The following is a 14,999-nucleotide window of genomic DNA, read 5'->3' as shown; positions in this document are numbered from 1 at the left end:
TCTCCGGAAATCGCACTTAACCCCATGCATTTGTACGACGTTTCGTACAAAACGCAGGCAACAAGCCTGCGCAGCCCGTATATATATTCACTGCAAATTACTTGAAAATCTTCACATAGCGAATCGCCGCGATTTTCCTGAAAGTCCCAAAACAGCGTCAAGATAAAAGCAGAACCCTGTCGTTTATTCGTCCAAAGTCTATTATTTTGACACATTTATGTTACAATAAAGGAATGGGTTTTATAGTTCAATAAAAAGGTTTAAGACGAAAAACGGGGTGAAACGGATGTCGGACAGCATGGATGCACTGGCTAAAAATCCAATCAGCAGCTTGCTACGCCGGGATGTGCGCTTTTTAGGGACCATTCTTGGAGAAGTGCTCGTTCATCAAGGCGGCAACGAACTGCTGGATATTGTAGAGAAAATCAGGGAGATGAGCAAAACGCTCAGAACGGGGTTTATTCCGGAAATCTACTCTGAAATTAAAGAGACCATCAAATCATTTGATCCGGAAATTCGGCATCAGGTTATTCGTGCTTTTGCCATTTACTTCCAATTGGTCAATATTGCTGAGCAAAACCATCGGATCCGGAGAAAAAAGGATTACGAGCGCTCCGCAGGAGAAGCCATTCAGCCTGGATCCATTGAAGCAGCTATTAAGGACCTTCATGAGAAAGGATTGGGGCTGGAGGAAGTTGAAGAGATTACTCAGGCAATTTCGCTTGAGCTGGTCATGACTGCCCATCCTACAGAGGCGACACGGCGAGCAGTGCTTGATATCCATCAGCGGATTGCGAATGATGTGATGGAGCTGGACAACCAGATGCTAACTGTACGAGAAAGGGAGCAGCTGCGCCAGAAATTGCTTGGAGAGGTTCTGACCTTATGGCAAACGGACGAATTGCGTGATCGCAAACCTACCGTAATCGATGAGGTTCGGAATGGTCTGTATTATTTCGATGAGACGCTTTTTGACGTTCTTCCGGATATTTATGCGGAAGTGGAGCGTTGCCTGAACAAGTATTACCCGGACCGTACCTGGCATGTTCCTAATTTCCTGCGCTTTGGCTCATGGATTGGCGGGGACCGGGACGGGAACCCTTCGGTTAAGGCCGAGGTGACGTGGGAAACCTTGCTGCTGCATCGCGAATTGGCTCTTACCAAATATGAAGAGTCACTGAGAAAAGCAATGGATCATATGAGCTTCAGCAAAAATATTGTTAATGTAACGGATGAGCTGCTTGAGTCTATCGAGAAAGACCGGGCCACTATCCAGTTAAACAATGAAGAAGCCTGGAGAAATGAAAAAGAGCCTTACCGGATCAAGCTGACTTATATGCTGGAAAAAATCCACAATACAGTAGCAGATACTCCGGGTGAGGGTACCAAATACGAAACGGTTCAACAATTTGTCGACGACCTTAAGATAGTCGAGCACAGCTTGAAGCAGCACTATGCTTATTATGTTGCGGAGCAATTTATCAGCAAGCTGATCCGGCAAGTGGAGCTGTTCGGCTTCCATATGGCCAAGCTGGATATCCGTCAACACAGCAAGGAGCATGAACGGGCACTGGCTGAGGTTCTTGCCAAGATGGGAATTGCCGAGGATTATACAAAGCTTGGCGAGGAGCAGAAAATTCAGCTGCTTACCAATGTGCTGAACGATCCACGACTGATCAGCTCTCCTTATATTGAGTATTCCGAATCTACACAGGAATGCCTGAACGTATTTAAAACCGTTAAAGAGGCTCAGCTTGTGTTCGGTCCGGAATGTATTACGAATTACTTGATCAGTATGACTCAAGGAACCAGTGATTTGCTGGAGGTTCTCGTCTTCTGCAAGGAGGTTGGTCTCTACCGTCGCGAGGCAGGAGGCAAGGTCGTCTGTACCTTGCAGCCAACGCCTCTGTTTGAAACGATAGACGATCTTCATGCAGCCCCGGCGATTATGAAGTCGCTATTTGAGAACCCGGCTTATCGTGACAGTCTGGAAAGCTTGAATAATCAGCAGGAAATCATGCTTGGTTATTCAGATAGTAACAAGGACGGCGGTGTTCTGACCGCGAATTGGGAGCTGCGCTCTGCTCAGGAAGATTTGACCGATATGGCGAAACAGTACGGATTCAAGCTGAAGTTTTTCCATGGCCGCGGAGGCGCGCTGGGCCGGGGAGGTATGCCGCTTTACCGCAGTATTCTTGCTCAGCCTGCTCACACTATGGGCGGAGGAATCAAGATAACCGAACAGGGAGAGGTTCTTTCGCAGAGATATTCGTCCAAAGGCATCGCATACCGCAGTCTGGAGCAGGCCACTTCTGCTTTGTTCAAGGTGGCTAGAATCGCCAGAAGCTCTGCAAGGGAGAAGCTGCCGGAGGATTGGCTGGCCTCACTTAAGGAAATTTCGGAAACATCTCTCGTGAAGTATCAGGATTTGATCTTCCGTGACAAGGACTTCATGACATTCTTCAAGGAAGCAACTCCGCTGACGGAAATTGGCGAGCTGAATATCGGTTCCCGGCCTTCCAAACGGAACAACAGTGATCGTTTCGAGGACTTAAGAGCCATTCCATGGGTCTTTGCCTGGACACAATGCCGTTATTTGCTCCCGGCATGGTATGCAGCGGGCTCGGCATTCCAGAAGTTCTACAACGGTCAGCCGGAAAGAATGGCCAAGCTGCAGGAAATGTATCAGAAATGGCCGTTCTTCAAGACAACTATAGATAATTTACAAATGGCATTGGCCAAAGCCGATTTGAACATCGCCAAGGAATACGGCAGAATGATAAAAGATCAAGAGATTGCTAACCGGATGTATGAGCTTATTCGCAAGGAGTATGAGCTCACTTCCCAGTTGATTCTCGATATTACAGGGCAATCCGAAATTATGGACAATGACCCGAACCTGCAGGAGTCTATTCGCTTGCGGAATCCTTATGTAGATCCGTTGAGCCTGATGCAGGTCGAATTGTTAACTGAGTTGAGAGCACTCCGTGAGCAGCAGGGTGACGACTCGGAGCTGCTTCGCGAGGTGCTGTTGACCATTAACGGAATTGCGGCAGGACTTCGTAATACGGGGTAATCTCACTTCTGCCTGTTTATTCTGAAGAGCTCCCTGTCAAGTAGACAAGTGTAAATAACAAAAATAGTTAGTTTTAATACCTCAGTTCGTATTACCAGAGCTGAGGTATCTTGTTATGCAATTCGCCTGGAAAGCCCCCCATCTGCTGGATGGACGTAAAGCCGTGCAGCAGGATGCGGTAGCCGCCAATCATATGAATGCACACAAGCTTCCCGAGCGCACGCACCAGAGCGACCAACGGCGGCTTGAAGCGTCGCTTCGTGAAGCTGTTTGACTCCGTGAATAGCAAGCAGCTGCTTTAATCCACTCATGAACGGCGTGTGAGCATAACCCCTAATTGTTTCGCTTCATCATTTGGATTGGACTTATGCTCCAAGCACCGCTGACGGCATGTAATTTCACTTCCAAGGATACTGGACTCCGCCTAGACATTAGAAAAGCACCCATCATTGTAGTAGCCGTAGAAGTTTTTATTTTTTCTACTGTCTACTATGGTGGGAACATATCAAGGTTGGTCCGGCTTTTTCCTTTGCTTTTTTGGCTTATTTGGATTACGATATTAAATAGAAGTAACGAATCGGAATGATGTTAAAACAAGTACAAGACCGTGTCGAGCAGGAACTGGTAGCGTTCGGAGGCTTGTTTTTTGTGTGGCAGGGAGAGAAGCCGCTTGCTGGGGGAATGGCAGTGAATTATGTGGAGACGCGACTAGCCAAGCTGTCACGTAATGGTGACCGCAGGGCGTTCGCGGAATTGGTGGATTTATACAAAGATAAAATATATCATCTGGCCTATCGGATGCTCAGCCAGTCTCAAGCTGCAGAGGACATTGTGCAGGAGACTTTTTTGCGTGTGTACAAAAATTTGCACAGGTACGATGAAACTCAGAAATTTTCAACCTGGATTTACCGGATCGCAACGAATTTATGCATCGATCAGCTACGGAAACGCAAATCTAATTACTCTTTAGATGCGGAAATGGGTGACGGCGAAGGAACTGATTGGTACGCCCTGCTGCCGAGCGGGGAAGACACTCCAGAAGGCCAGCTGCTCTTGTCGGAGACACAGCAGCAGATTCGTCGCGCCATCAACACTCTTCCCGATAAATATAAATCGGTTGTGATTCTCCGTTATATGCACGACATGTCACTGCAGGAAATAAGTGATGTATTGGGGATGCCTGTCACAACAATCAAAACTCGCGTTCATCGTGGTCGTGAATATTTGAGAAAAAAATTAGAACCGGAATTTTCTTCGGACAAAAAATGAAACGTTCCGGAACTTGATTCGTATGTGTAGTAAAATGGAGGAAAGGAGCGGCTTGATATGGATTGCAAAGAAGCCCTCCAAAGGATTCACGAGCATTTGGATGGGAATCTCAAACAGGCTGAGGTGCTTAAGCTCAAAAGTCATTTAGACCAATGTGAGCACTGCAATCAACTTTTTATAGAGCTGGAACGAACGGAAGCGCTGGTTAAATCTATGCCGCGGTACTCGGCTCCTGATGAGCTTACGGATCGAATCATGAACGCACTTCCTCAAACACCGGGAAGAAGGCTTGGCCTGTCTTGGCTAAGGCGGCACCCTGCAATATCGGTAGCTTCAATTTTCTTGATTGTGATGGTGGCCAGCTTCTTGGCGCTGTGGAACCAGGATACGGAATTGATGGTGAAAGGCAGCGATCTCGATCAAGTGGTAATTGAAGGAGATACCGTTTTGATTCCCACTGGGACGACCTACAACGGAAATTTGGTTGTTCGTGGCGGGAATGTGAAGATTGACGGGGATGTGGAAGGAAATATAACGATAGTGGATGGCTCTTATCAGATGGCTTCCACTGCACATATATCAGGGCAAATTCAAGAAATAGACCAGGCTTTGAGCTGGCTTTGGTACAAAGTAAATGAGTTTTTCTCTATGTTTGCACAATAGCTTCGCTTAGCCTAACTACAGCCTTGCTTTTCCGGCATGGCCGCTTTTTTTAAAGGTTTGTATCCGCTTCCCCATTGTTTATGGAGTGTGCTGCATTCGTTAAGGCTAATAGCAGATGGTTTTGAAGAAAGAGTACTTCGGAAGCATATGCTAACAGCGATCGGAGGTCCCCTCATTCCCTGTAGTGATTTCCTCCTTTGTTGTCAACCACTAGTTGAAGTTTTGAGCTGGAAAATTCAGGAGAAACTTAAAGCAAGCCCTTACATCTTTCGATAGATCCGGCTGAAAAGTGATGATTTAACCTCCCGCTTATTTTCATAAAGGGGAGGTTTTTTGTTGAAAATATGATATGATTTAAGAAAAAGAGATAACCGGATCCCGAGGTCTGTTCCCGGGCTCTTAGTGGGGGAAAGCTGATGGATTACTTGACTAATCTAACGCTCCAGGATTCCATTAAAGATATTATCGATATAATCATCGTAAGTTACGTTATCTATAAACTCATTCTCCTCCTTCGTGGAACCCGAGCGATTCAGCTGTTGAAGGGAATCATCGTGGTCGTAATTGCCTGGGTGCTCAGCTTATGGTTTGAGCTTAACACCTTGCAGTGGATGATGAATCAGATGTTCACATGGGGGGTAGTAGGGGTCATTATCATTTTCCAGCCTGAGCTAAGACGGGCTTTGGAACAAATCGGCCGCGGCCGCTTGTTCGGGCGTACATTTACCGAGGAAGATCAGGAAATTAACCGGATGATCAGCGAGATCATGAAATCGTTGATGAATTTGTCCCGCCGCCGGATCGGGGCTCTTGTTGTCTTTGAAAGGCAAACCGGCCTTAACGAATACATTGAGTCGGGCACCCGGATAGAATCGCAGATCAGCGCAGAGCTGCTCACCAATATTTTTATCCCTAACACTCCACTTCATGATGGAGCCGTCATTATTCGTAACAGCCGCCTTATGGCTGCTGGCTGTTATTTGCCGTTATCCGAAAACCCGTTCATCAGCAAGGAATTGGGTACCCGGCATCGTGCCGCCATCGGGATGAGCGAAGTATCCGATGCCGTGTGCGTTACCGTCTCGGAAGAAACGGGCCAGATCTCACTTGCGCTTAATGGCATGGTTCTTAGAGACATTAAGGAAGAAGATTTGACGGCCAAGCTATACGAAGAATTGAAGGCGCCAGACAAGACAAAAACCAAGCGTTCCTTCCTGAAATGGAGGAGAAGAAAACATGATGGATAAATGGCTTCGAAATGATAACGTTGTTAAAGTCGTTGCTTTGGCAATGGGAATTCTGCTCTGGGTCGTTGTGCATAACACCGAAGTGCAAAACTCCGCTGGTATCATTAACAGTGCTACTGGCGATCTAAGATATAATAACGTAAAGGTCGAACCCGAATACGACACGGAAACCTATACGGTATCCGTTATCGAGCCTAGCGAGGTCGCGGTAATCCTTCGTGGCAGACAGTCTGATTTAAAACAAGTCCAGGCTTCTATCCGTTCGTTTAAGATAAAAGCTGACTTGACAAAGTATGAATCCGGGACTTATACGGCATTCTTGCATTCCTCAGGTCTGCCGGACAATGTCACTGCTGAAATTATACCGCAAGCGGTAAGGGTTGTCATTGAGGAAAAACAAATGAAGGAAGTTGACGTAGTTATTGAGCCGACAGGCACTCCGGCAGAAGGCTTTCGGGTAGGCAAGCCGATTGTAACGCCGGGAAGAGTGTATGTAACGGTTCCGGAAAGCCGTTTGGACGAAGTTGCTATGGCACGGGCAGAGGTCAATGTGGATGGAGCCTCCTCCACAGTATCCAAGCAGGTGACGCTCACGGTCATCGATCAGAACGGTAACCCGATGGAGGACCTGGAGGTTAGCCCGCAGGTTGTCGATGTAGAGGTTCCGGTGACCAGTCCGTTCAAACAAATGCCGTTGCAGATGAGGGTGACCGGTCAGCCGGCGGCCGGGTTCAGTGTGGCGGCGGTAAAGCTGTCCAGTGAGCAGGTAACGGTATTTGCGCCGCAAAACGTACTGGACAATCTAGAGTTTCTGGAAGGGCCTCCTATAGATCTCAGCGGCATCCGGGAAACGACAACCTTAACGATACCGCTGGAGCCAACGGGGGATTTGATCGATATAAATCCTACGGAGGTTGAGGTTACGGTCGAAATTGCGCGCTCTCAAACGAAATCATTTATGGGGCATTCTATCGAAATTATTGGTCAGGACGATTCCTTATCGGCAGGTATCGTTGAACCTGATGGAGGAACCGTGGATATTATACTGGAAGGCGCACCTTCCCTGCTTAATCAGGTAAATGCAGAGGATTTGCAGGCGGTGATCGATATCAGCAATCTCCCGCCGGGCCGTTATGAGCTGCCGATCAAGCTTAACTTGCCGTTATATATTAGGAAAGCTTCCGGGCCGGAGTTGAAGGCTACCGTAGAGATTGAAGCCCCGGGGTCTGGTGCTCCGTAGCCGGGCTAGACATACATGAATATCTTCGCTGCTTAACTGGTCATGAATCCTTCTCCGGCAATGAACACCCTTGCCTTTATCGAATGGCATTGCAGCAACGAGCGTAACGGTTACTTGCGGCTATTTACAACGCATGTCATAATTACCAAGACTATATTGTTGTTTAACATTAACCGCCCAAATTATTCTGTCGTTTACCATAAAGAATGGAAGTACATTATGAATACTTCTGCCGTATTCTAAAAAAGAAAAAGAAGCAAGGAGAAAAGGACATGACTGCCGCCGGAAGCTTGCTAATTTTACGCCGCGCGTAACTTTTAATTGGCCGGGTTTCGCTGCATGACGGCGGTTGGTCGTCCGGATTAGGTTATAAAATACGAAAGTAATGGAAAAATTAATGAGATCCCCAAAGAACTCAGTGAAAACAACAACGAGATCCATTAAGAGATCAGTGGAAACAGCAACGCGATCAGGAGACCGGAGATTCGGGGATTCGGATATTCGGAGATAACGAGACCAACAAATCAGGAGATTTGGAGATAAGGAGAAACCAATATGGGGAAATATTTTGGAACTGATGGAGTGAGAGGCGTTGCCAACGAGGAGCTCACTTCTGAACTGGCCTATAAGATTGGACGCTGCGGGGGCTATGTGCTAACCGGAGAAAAGAAGCGGCCGAAAGTAATTATCGGTCAGGATACAAGAATATCGGGTCCGATGCTGGAGGCTGCGTTGGCTGCCGGACTGGCCTCGATCGGAGCGGACGTGATTCGCCTTGGCGTAATCACTACTCCCGGAGTGGCTTATTTGACGCGCAAGCTGCAAGCGGACGCCGGGGTAATGATTTCGGCTTCACATAATCCGGTAGAGGACAACGGGATTAAGTTTTTTGGCGCGGACGGCTTCAAATTATCTGACGAGACCGAGCTGGAGATCGAAAAGCTGATGGATGCTGAAATCGATGAGCTCCCACGGCCAACCGGTACTGAAGTAGGGACGATTACTGACGATGAGGAAGCGAAATGGAGCTATGCGGAGTTTTTGAAAACAACCGTCAGTTCTACTTTTTCGAGCATCAAGCTGGTGCTTGACTGTGCTCATGGCGCGGCCTATGAATTGGCCCCGCGCTTGTTTCGTGAGCTGGGGGCCGAGGTCATCAGTACAGGTGCAGAGCCGGACGGAATTAATATTAATGACGGGTGCGGATCGACTCATCCGGAGGCATTAAGCAAGCAAGTCCTGCTGCATAAGGCAGACCTGGGGTTATCCTTTGATGGCGATGCGGATCGTTTGATTGCTGTAGATCAGAATGGTGAAGAAGTGGATGGAGATTATATTTTGACCATCCTGGGCGAAGCGATGAAGCAGCAAGGCCGGTTGCAGCATGATACCGTCGTCACAACGGTGATGGGCAACCTTGGGTTTTTCAAGGCAGCCAAAGAAATGGGGGTTCAGACCGTCAAAGCGGCGGTAGGTGACCGCTATGTGATGGAGGAAATGCGCAAAGGCGGCTACAATCTAGGTGGCGAGCAGTCCGGTCATATTATTATGCTGGACTATAATACGACAGGAGACGGCATCCTATCAGGGCTGCAGCTGGTGGATGTGCTCATCCAATCCGGACGAAGCCTAGCCCAGTTGAAGACTAAGATGAAGAAATTCCCGCAGGTGCTTATTAATGTTAGGGTCAAAGATAAGAGCAAGCTGGATGGAAACGAAGCCGTCCTAAATGCGATTCAGGAAGTGGAGCAAAAGCTGGGCGAAGACGGCCGCGTTCTCGTTCGGTCATCGGGTACCGAACCGCTGGTACGCGTAATGGTGGAAGGTCCGCAAAAGGATATTACCGAACAGTATGCCCAGGACATTGTTGAGGTTGTTAAACGAGAGCTGGTCTAGTGTGAAAGCACTGAAGCCAGTGAACCCGCCGAACCGAAACCACTAAACTCACAGGGTGACGGTCGAAGGGGGAATTATTGTTGCACCGTGCGCTGCTGCCGCGCGGTGTTTTCGTATGCATAGGGCGATGCATCGAGCGCAGGAGCATTCGGGGCACAGTGGTGGTAAAGCAGCCTTACCGTTCCGCTGCAATTCTGGAATGACCGCCACCGGGTGAATAAATCTTCTCCGTTCAGGCAGCAAGTCGAATATGTCATGTTCGCTGCAGCATTTTCAAGAGGGACCTCGTGCGATTTCCGGGCCAAGCTGGGCATTTATGCGTTTTCTTCGTTAACGAGTTGCTTTTAAGCGGCAAATTGAATAAGATGTTAATAGGTTTTTCACTTTGGAAAAGAAAGGTGGGTAGACAAGCAGCAAGTTAATAGCGCCAGAACTTGTGCGGGCCATGGGAAATCTGGCTGAGAATGGGTGACAAAGAAAGGTAAGATATCTCATCCCAATTCAGCGGATTTAGGACGACAAGTTGACGAGGTGAAGGTGTTCGAAGTTTTCGGCGGGGACCTTCCGGCAGCCATCAACTGCCGTTAAGTTGGATTCCAAACCATTGGGGCGACCTGATGAACAAAGATCCATCTTGATTCCATAGAGCAACCAGGCGGGGTTCAGTAGTGATCAGGTGCGATGATTCGCAACCTCAGCTTAAGGTTTGCGTTTTTTTCATTATCGATGTTTCAGTGAAAGGAACGTTTATTTAGTTAGGCCTTTTGACATCATAATGGCCGAATGGCTATTCCTTATAATCATTTGGCATTCCTATTAATCATTATGATGGTTAATCGTTAGTGTTGTAATTTAAAAAATAATGGGCCATGAACAGCGGAATTTACCCGGAAGGGGAGACTATGTTCTGCATGTTCCTGCATGGCGTCTGTTATAAGTGTTAGAAGTGCAACCAATGAACAGGTGACTTTTTCAGGGCTGCTTCTTTCAAATTTGGGGGAGGCTGCCAGTGAGCGTAAAATATAATTCTTTGACAATCGCCAGAAGGGCGAATATAGAGAGGGGTACTTGATATGTGCGGAATCGTTGGATATATAGGCGCGCGCAATTCACAGGATGTGCTGTTGGACGGGTTGAAAAAGCTGGAGTACCGGGGATATGATTCGGCAGGAGTAGCTGTCTTCACCAGCAACGGATTGGAAGTGAAGAAGGCGAAGGGGCGTTTGGCCGTGCTCGAGTCTCAATTGGCCTCATCACCGTTGATTGGAACCGCTGGAATTGGACATACCCGCTGGGCGACTCACGGCAAGCCATCAGACGTTAATTCCCATCCTCATACGGATAACGGGATGCGGTTTTCGGTCGTGCATAATGGAATTATAGAAAATTATTTAACGTTAAAGGAAGAGCTCAGCGCCAAAGGTCACCGATTTGTATCGGAAACGGATACGGAGGTGCTTTCGCATCTGCTGGCCGATCTCTATGATGGCAGTCTGGTTCGAACGGTCCAAAAAGCTGTGAAAAAGCTGAAAGGAGCCTTCGCTCTGGCCGTCATGTATGTTCATGAACCTGACCAACTGGTTGCCGTTCGTCAAGCCAGCCCCTTAATTATCGGTGTAGGACAGGGCGAAAATTTTATCGGTTCAGATATCCCCGCTGTATTGAACTATACCAGAGATATTTATATTTTAAATGATGGGGAAATGGCAGTTTTAACGCGGAATGGTGTCGAATTAATGGATTTGGACGGGAATAATATTTCCCGGGAATTATTTGTTGTCGATTGGGATCTGTCTACGGCGGAAAAAGGCGGATTCGATCACTTTATGCTGAAAGAAATCCATGAACAGCCAAAGGCTTATCGCGACACAATGGGCGGCCGGATTGATGTTCAAGCTAACAAGATCATACTAGACGAGTTAAACCTCAAACAAGAGGATATTCGAGCTTTAGAGAAGATCCACATTGTCGCCTGCGGTACAGCTTACCATGCTGGACTGGTGGGGCGAAGCGTCATTGAGAGTCTGACGAGAATTCCTGTCGAATCGGATGTCGCTTCCGAATATCGCTATCGTTCGCCAATCATTAACGAAAGAACACTCGTAATCGTCGTCAGCCAATCCGGAGAAACGGCAGACACGCTGGCAGCGCTGCGTGAAGCAAAACGATACGGGGCCAAGGTGCTTGCCATTACTAACGTAGTTGGCAGTTCTGTCGCTCGAGAAGCGGATGAGGTGCTGTTTACTTGGGCAGGGCCGGAAATAGCAGTGGCTTCCACCAAGGCTTATTCGTCGCAGCTCATTGCTTTTTACTTGTTGGGGCTTCACTTGGCCGCTCAGCGGGACAGTGTGAAAGCGGGTGATTTGGCAGAGCTTATTCATGCCCTGCAAAAGCTCCCGGAGCAAGTAGAAGAGCTGCTCCAGCAGGCGCCCGCGATCAAAAGCCTGGCAGAAGCCTTTGCTGCTCGTTCCAGCGTGTTTTTCATTGGGCGGGGATTGGACTACGCCGCGGCCATGGAAGGCTCGTTGAAATTAAAGGAAATTTCTTACATCCATTCAGAAGCTTATGCGGCTGGTGAGCTGAAACACGGAACGTTGGCCTTGATAGAGCAAGGTGTTCCTGTAATCGCCTTGGCTACGCAGGAGGAGCTTCTGGAAAAGATGATCAGCAACATCAAAGAGGTTAAAGCAAGAGATGCCTTCGTACTGGGTATCGTGATGGAAGGCGGAGCTGATCTAGCTGACTGCGCCGACCAAGTGCTGAAGATTCCACGCACAATGCCGCTGCTGGCTCCTGCTTTATCGGCCATTCCTCTGCAGCTGCTAGCCTATTATGCTTCACTGGCCCGGGGCAACGATGTGGATAAACCCCGCAACCTGGCGAAGTCGGTGACGGTGGAGTAATAGTAGAATAGTAGGATGTTGTGAATGGTTCGATTATCAAAAAAAGTCTGATCTTTTATGATAAAGTTTGATCAAAACTCATGCTGAATACGAGGTTCCAACAATCGGGCCATATTGTTGCAGATATAAAAGTTTGTCTTCGATCTGAGGGGTTGATTTTACATCAACCCCTTTTTTATGATTTCTAGGACGCAGCTTCTATTTCGCAAGATATATCAAAAAATGAATGAAAAGCCCTGCTATCCTGTTAATGAAAGGAGGTGCCTTCGTTGTCGTTGTATAACCACGAGATCATGATTAAAAAAATTATTTTGTATGTGGAAGAAAACCTGCATGAACCACTTTCCTTGGAAAAGATTGCAGCACAATCAAATTTTTCGAAGTATCACTTTCATCGAATATTTCAATCCGCCGTTGGCATGACGGTAACTGAATATATTCGGTTAAGACGACTGGCTAATGCTTCGTCCGCGTTGCTTTACACAAGTGAACGCATCCTGGATATCGCTTTATATTATCAGTTTGAATCACAAGAATCATTTACAAGAGCATTTAAAGAGATTTATAAGCTGCCGCCTGGCAAATATCGCAGAATGATGTCAGACGTGATTAAAAATAAGGAGGAAACAAATATGGATACGAAGGTGAAAGGTTGGTTTTTAAGTGGAACCAATCCATGTAATTACGAAATGGGAATTGACCATGAAGTTGTTCATCAGGGGAAAGCATCAGGTTATTTAAAATCCAAAACAGTATTAGATTCAACCGAATTCGCTACCATGATGCAAACATTTAAGGCTAATCAGTTTGTTGGAAAGCGCATTAAACTCTCTTGTTTCATCCGTACGGAAGAGGTAGATACGTACGCTGGGATGTGGATGCGAGTAGACGACACAAGGGAAGATGTACTTCAATTTGATAATATGAGTAATCGCCCCATTAAAGGAACCACAACCTGGAACCATTATTCTATTATTTTAGATGTTCCAACCCAAAGTGCTGTTATTTCATTTGGGATCATTCTGTCTGGGCAAGGAACAGTATGGGCAGATCAATTCACTTTTGAAGAAGTGGATGAAAGTGTTCCAACAACTAATTTAGAGGTGCATGGAGAACTGCTGGACGAGCCAGTTAATTTATCGTTTGACGAAGAAATATGATTTAAGGAAGGGTGATAACATGGCTAATTCCGGTAAAAAAGCTGCTAGGGTGGTATTAAGTGCTTTGGTTATAATTACCATTACGGCTGTAAAGTTTGCAGGAATTAATACGCTTGTTCATTACTTAAAATTTTGGTGAAAATATTGCCTAACTATACCGCAATCGGGCCCGATTGTTGAACAACATTGTTAATCTTAAATTTGAGGGAGAAGAATCCATTTTGATCAATCATTTTTAAATGGATTCCAAACAGGATAGCTCCTCATAGCTATTTAGGGTTGTTTTATCCTAATCAATTTTTTTCCACAGCATGTCCGCCAAATTCATTTCGCAAAGCAGCCACTACTTTACCTGTAAACGTATCCTTGTCTAAGGAGCGATAGCGCATTAATAATGACATGGCGATCACAGGTGTGGCAGCTTGTAGATCCAAAGCCGTTTCAACTGTCCATTTCCCTTCTCCGGATGAATACATAATCCCTTTAATTCCATCCAATTTAGCATCTTTGGAAAATGCATTCTCGGTTAACTCCATAAGCCAAGAACGAATAACGGAACCATGATTCCAAACGCTTGCTACCTTCTCATAGTCAAAATCGAAATCGCTTTTTTCTAATACTTCGAAGCCTTCCCCAATAGCGGCCATCATTTCGTATTCAATTCCATTGTGAACCATTTTTAAGAAGTGGCCGCTGCCTGATTTCCCAGCATATAAAAAGCCATTTTCTACAGCTGTATCACTAAAAATTGGCTCGACGATTTTCCACGCTTCAGGATCTCCTCCAATCATATAACAAGCTCCGTTGCGAGCACCTTCCATCCCGCCAGACGTACCGGCATCCATAAAGCTTACGCCTACTTCTTTTAGCTCGTTATATCGACGAATGGATTCTTTATAGTGAGAATTACCAGCTTCAATTACGATATCACCCGCACTTAGAAATGGGGTAATCTCGCGAATAACGGAATCAACAACGGAGTGCGGGACCATAATCCAAAGAACTCGTGGTTTTTCTAATGCTTGAATAAGATCTTTTAAATTAGATACTCCATTAGCTCCATATTTTTTCATTTCTTCCACCGCACTTGTATTTAAATCAAATGCGACTACCTCGTGTTTATGATCGATTAAATTTTTTCCTAAATTTAATCCCATTTTACCTAACCCGATTAATCCAACCTGCATAGTGAACCTCCTAAAAACTTGCATTTATTTAAATTGCTTCTGATTTACATTACATTTTTAGTAACTTTACCACCACTTATATCCATCTTCTTTTAATAATTGATGGGCAGCCTCTGGTCCCATTGATCCAGATGAATAGGAGTGAAGGGGAACCCTATTTTCGTTAAATGCCTCTAAAATAGGTTCCACCCAATTCCAAGATAGTTCTACTTCATTCCAATGAGCAAAAAATGTTGAATCCCCAAGGAGAGCATCAAATAACAAAAGTTCATACGCTTCGGGTACGTCTTGATTATTCGCAGAAAAGTCTACTGTGATAGGTTCCATCTCTCCGTTTATAGGGTTCTTGCTATTTAAC

Annotated in this window: 10 protein-coding genes and 1 pseudogene; 9 read left to right on the top strand and 2 right to left on the bottom strand. The window is 46.3% G+C overall.

The window, feature by feature from the left end; genetic code table 11:
- The first annotated feature begins 286 nt into the window (after positions 1-286).
- The 9 genes from ppc (at position 287) to PSHG_RS20810 (ending at position 13,454) form a co-directional block, all read left to right on the top strand.
- Positions 287-3,076, top strand: coding sequence for a phosphoenolpyruvate carboxylase (gene ppc, locus PSHG_RS20855; RefSeq protein ID WP_010277218.1), 2,790 nt, complete (start codon positions 287-289; stop codon positions 3,074-3,076).
- 115 nt (positions 3,077-3,191) lie between these two features.
- Complete coding sequence (locus tag PSHG_RS30755) at positions 3,192-3,350, top strand: hypothetical protein (protein ID WP_157213481.1); 159 nt, start codon at positions 3,192-3,194, stop codon at positions 3,348-3,350.
- Positions 3,351-3,757: 407 nt separating this feature from the next.
- Complete coding sequence (gene sigW, locus PSHG_RS20845; RefSeq protein ID WP_392392029.1) at positions 3,758-4,345, top strand: RNA polymerase sigma factor SigW; 588 nt, start codon at positions 3,758-3,760, stop codon at positions 4,343-4,345.
- Positions 4,346-4,402: 57 nt separating this feature from the next.
- Positions 4,403-5,008 carry a zf-HC2 domain-containing protein gene (locus PSHG_RS20840; protein WP_010277212.1) on the top strand — a complete coding sequence of 202 codons (606 nt, stop codon included), beginning with the start codon at positions 4,403-4,405 and terminating at the stop codon, positions 5,006-5,008.
- A 416-nt stretch (positions 5,009-5,424) separates the two neighbouring features.
- On the top strand, positions 5,425-6,255 hold the full coding sequence (cdaA, locus tag PSHG_RS20835; RefSeq protein WP_010277210.1) for a diadenylate cyclase CdaA: 831 nt from the start codon (positions 5,425-5,427) through the stop codon (positions 6,253-6,255).
- Positions 6,245-7,495, top strand: coding sequence for a CdaR family protein (locus tag PSHG_RS20830; protein ID WP_010277209.1), 1,251 nt, complete (start codon positions 6,245-6,247; stop codon positions 7,493-7,495). The genes cdaA and PSHG_RS20830 overlap by 11 nt, the downstream gene beginning before the upstream one ends.
- 555 nt (positions 7,496-8,050) lie before the next feature.
- Positions 8,051-9,391, top strand: coding sequence for a phosphoglucosamine mutase (glmM, locus tag PSHG_RS20825; protein ID WP_010277208.1), 1,341 nt, complete (start codon positions 8,051-8,053; stop codon positions 9,389-9,391).
- A gap of 1,073 nt (positions 9,392-10,464) precedes the next feature.
- Positions 10,465-12,294 (top strand): glutamine--fructose-6-phosphate transaminase (isomerizing), encoded by a 1,830-nt coding sequence (glmS, locus tag PSHG_RS20815; RefSeq protein WP_010277207.1) that lies wholly within the window; start codon positions 10,465-10,467, stop codon positions 12,292-12,294.
- Positions 12,295-12,587: 293 nt separating this feature from the next.
- Complete coding sequence (locus PSHG_RS20810) at positions 12,588-13,454, top strand: helix-turn-helix domain-containing protein (protein ID WP_042122549.1); 867 nt, start codon at positions 12,588-12,590, stop codon at positions 13,452-13,454.
- A 293-nt stretch (positions 13,455-13,747) separates the two neighbouring features.
- On the opposite strand, the gene gnd is transcribed toward PSHG_RS20810, so the two are convergent.
- Both gnd and PSHG_RS20795 read right to left on the bottom strand, forming a co-directional pair.
- A complete protein-coding gene (gene gnd, locus PSHG_RS20800) occupies positions 13,748-14,641 on the bottom strand; it encodes a phosphogluconate dehydrogenase (NAD(+)-dependent, decarboxylating) (RefSeq protein WP_010277203.1) in 894 nt (297 codons plus the stop codon).
- A 66-nt stretch (positions 14,642-14,707) separates the two neighbouring features.
- Positions 14,708-14,999 (bottom strand): annotated as a pseudogene (locus tag PSHG_RS20795) (glucose-6-phosphate dehydrogenase); the annotation flags it as partial.

Origin of the sequence: Paenibacillus senegalensis JC66, assembly GCF_000285515.1 — a bacterium.
Taxonomy (GTDB): domain Bacteria; phylum Bacillota; class Bacilli; order Paenibacillales; family NBRC-103111; genus Paenibacillus_L; species Paenibacillus_L senegalensis.
This window is presented reverse-complemented; position numbering and strand designations above follow the sequence as displayed.

Bases quoted from the DNA above. Each gene is read 5' to 3' on its own strand.
- ppc (WP_010277218.1), top strand. From the start codon at position 287: ATGTCGGACAGCATGGATGCACTGGCTAAAAATCCAATCAGCAGCTTG.
- sigW (WP_392392029.1), top strand. From the start codon at position 3,758: ATGGCAGTGAATTATGTGGAGACGCGACTAGCCAAGCTGTCACGTAAT.
- PSHG_RS20840 (WP_010277212.1), top strand. From the start codon at position 4,403: ATGGATTGCAAAGAAGCCCTCCAAAGGATTCACGAGCATTTGGATGGG.
- cdaA (WP_010277210.1), top strand. From the start codon at position 5,425: ATGGATTACTTGACTAATCTAACGCTCCAGGATTCCATTAAAGATATT.
- PSHG_RS20810 (WP_042122549.1), top strand. From the start codon at position 12,588: ATGATTAAAAAAATTATTTTGTATGTGGAAGAAAACCTGCATGAACCA.
- glmS (WP_010277207.1), top strand. From the start codon at position 10,465: ATGTGCGGAATCGTTGGATATATAGGCGCGCGCAATTCACAGGATGTG.
- glmM (WP_010277208.1), top strand. From the start codon at position 8,051: ATGGGGAAATATTTTGGAACTGATGGAGTGAGAGGCGTTGCCAACGAG.
- PSHG_RS20830 (WP_010277209.1), top strand. From the start codon at position 6,245: ATGATGGATAAATGGCTTCGAAATGATAACGTTGTTAAAGTCGTTGCT.
- gnd (WP_010277203.1), bottom strand. From the start codon at position 14,641: ATGCAGGTTGGATTAATCGGGTTAGGTAAAATGGGATTAAATTTAGGA.
- PSHG_RS30755 (WP_157213481.1), top strand. From the start codon at position 3,192: ATGCAATTCGCCTGGAAAGCCCCCCATCTGCTGGATGGACGTAAAGCC.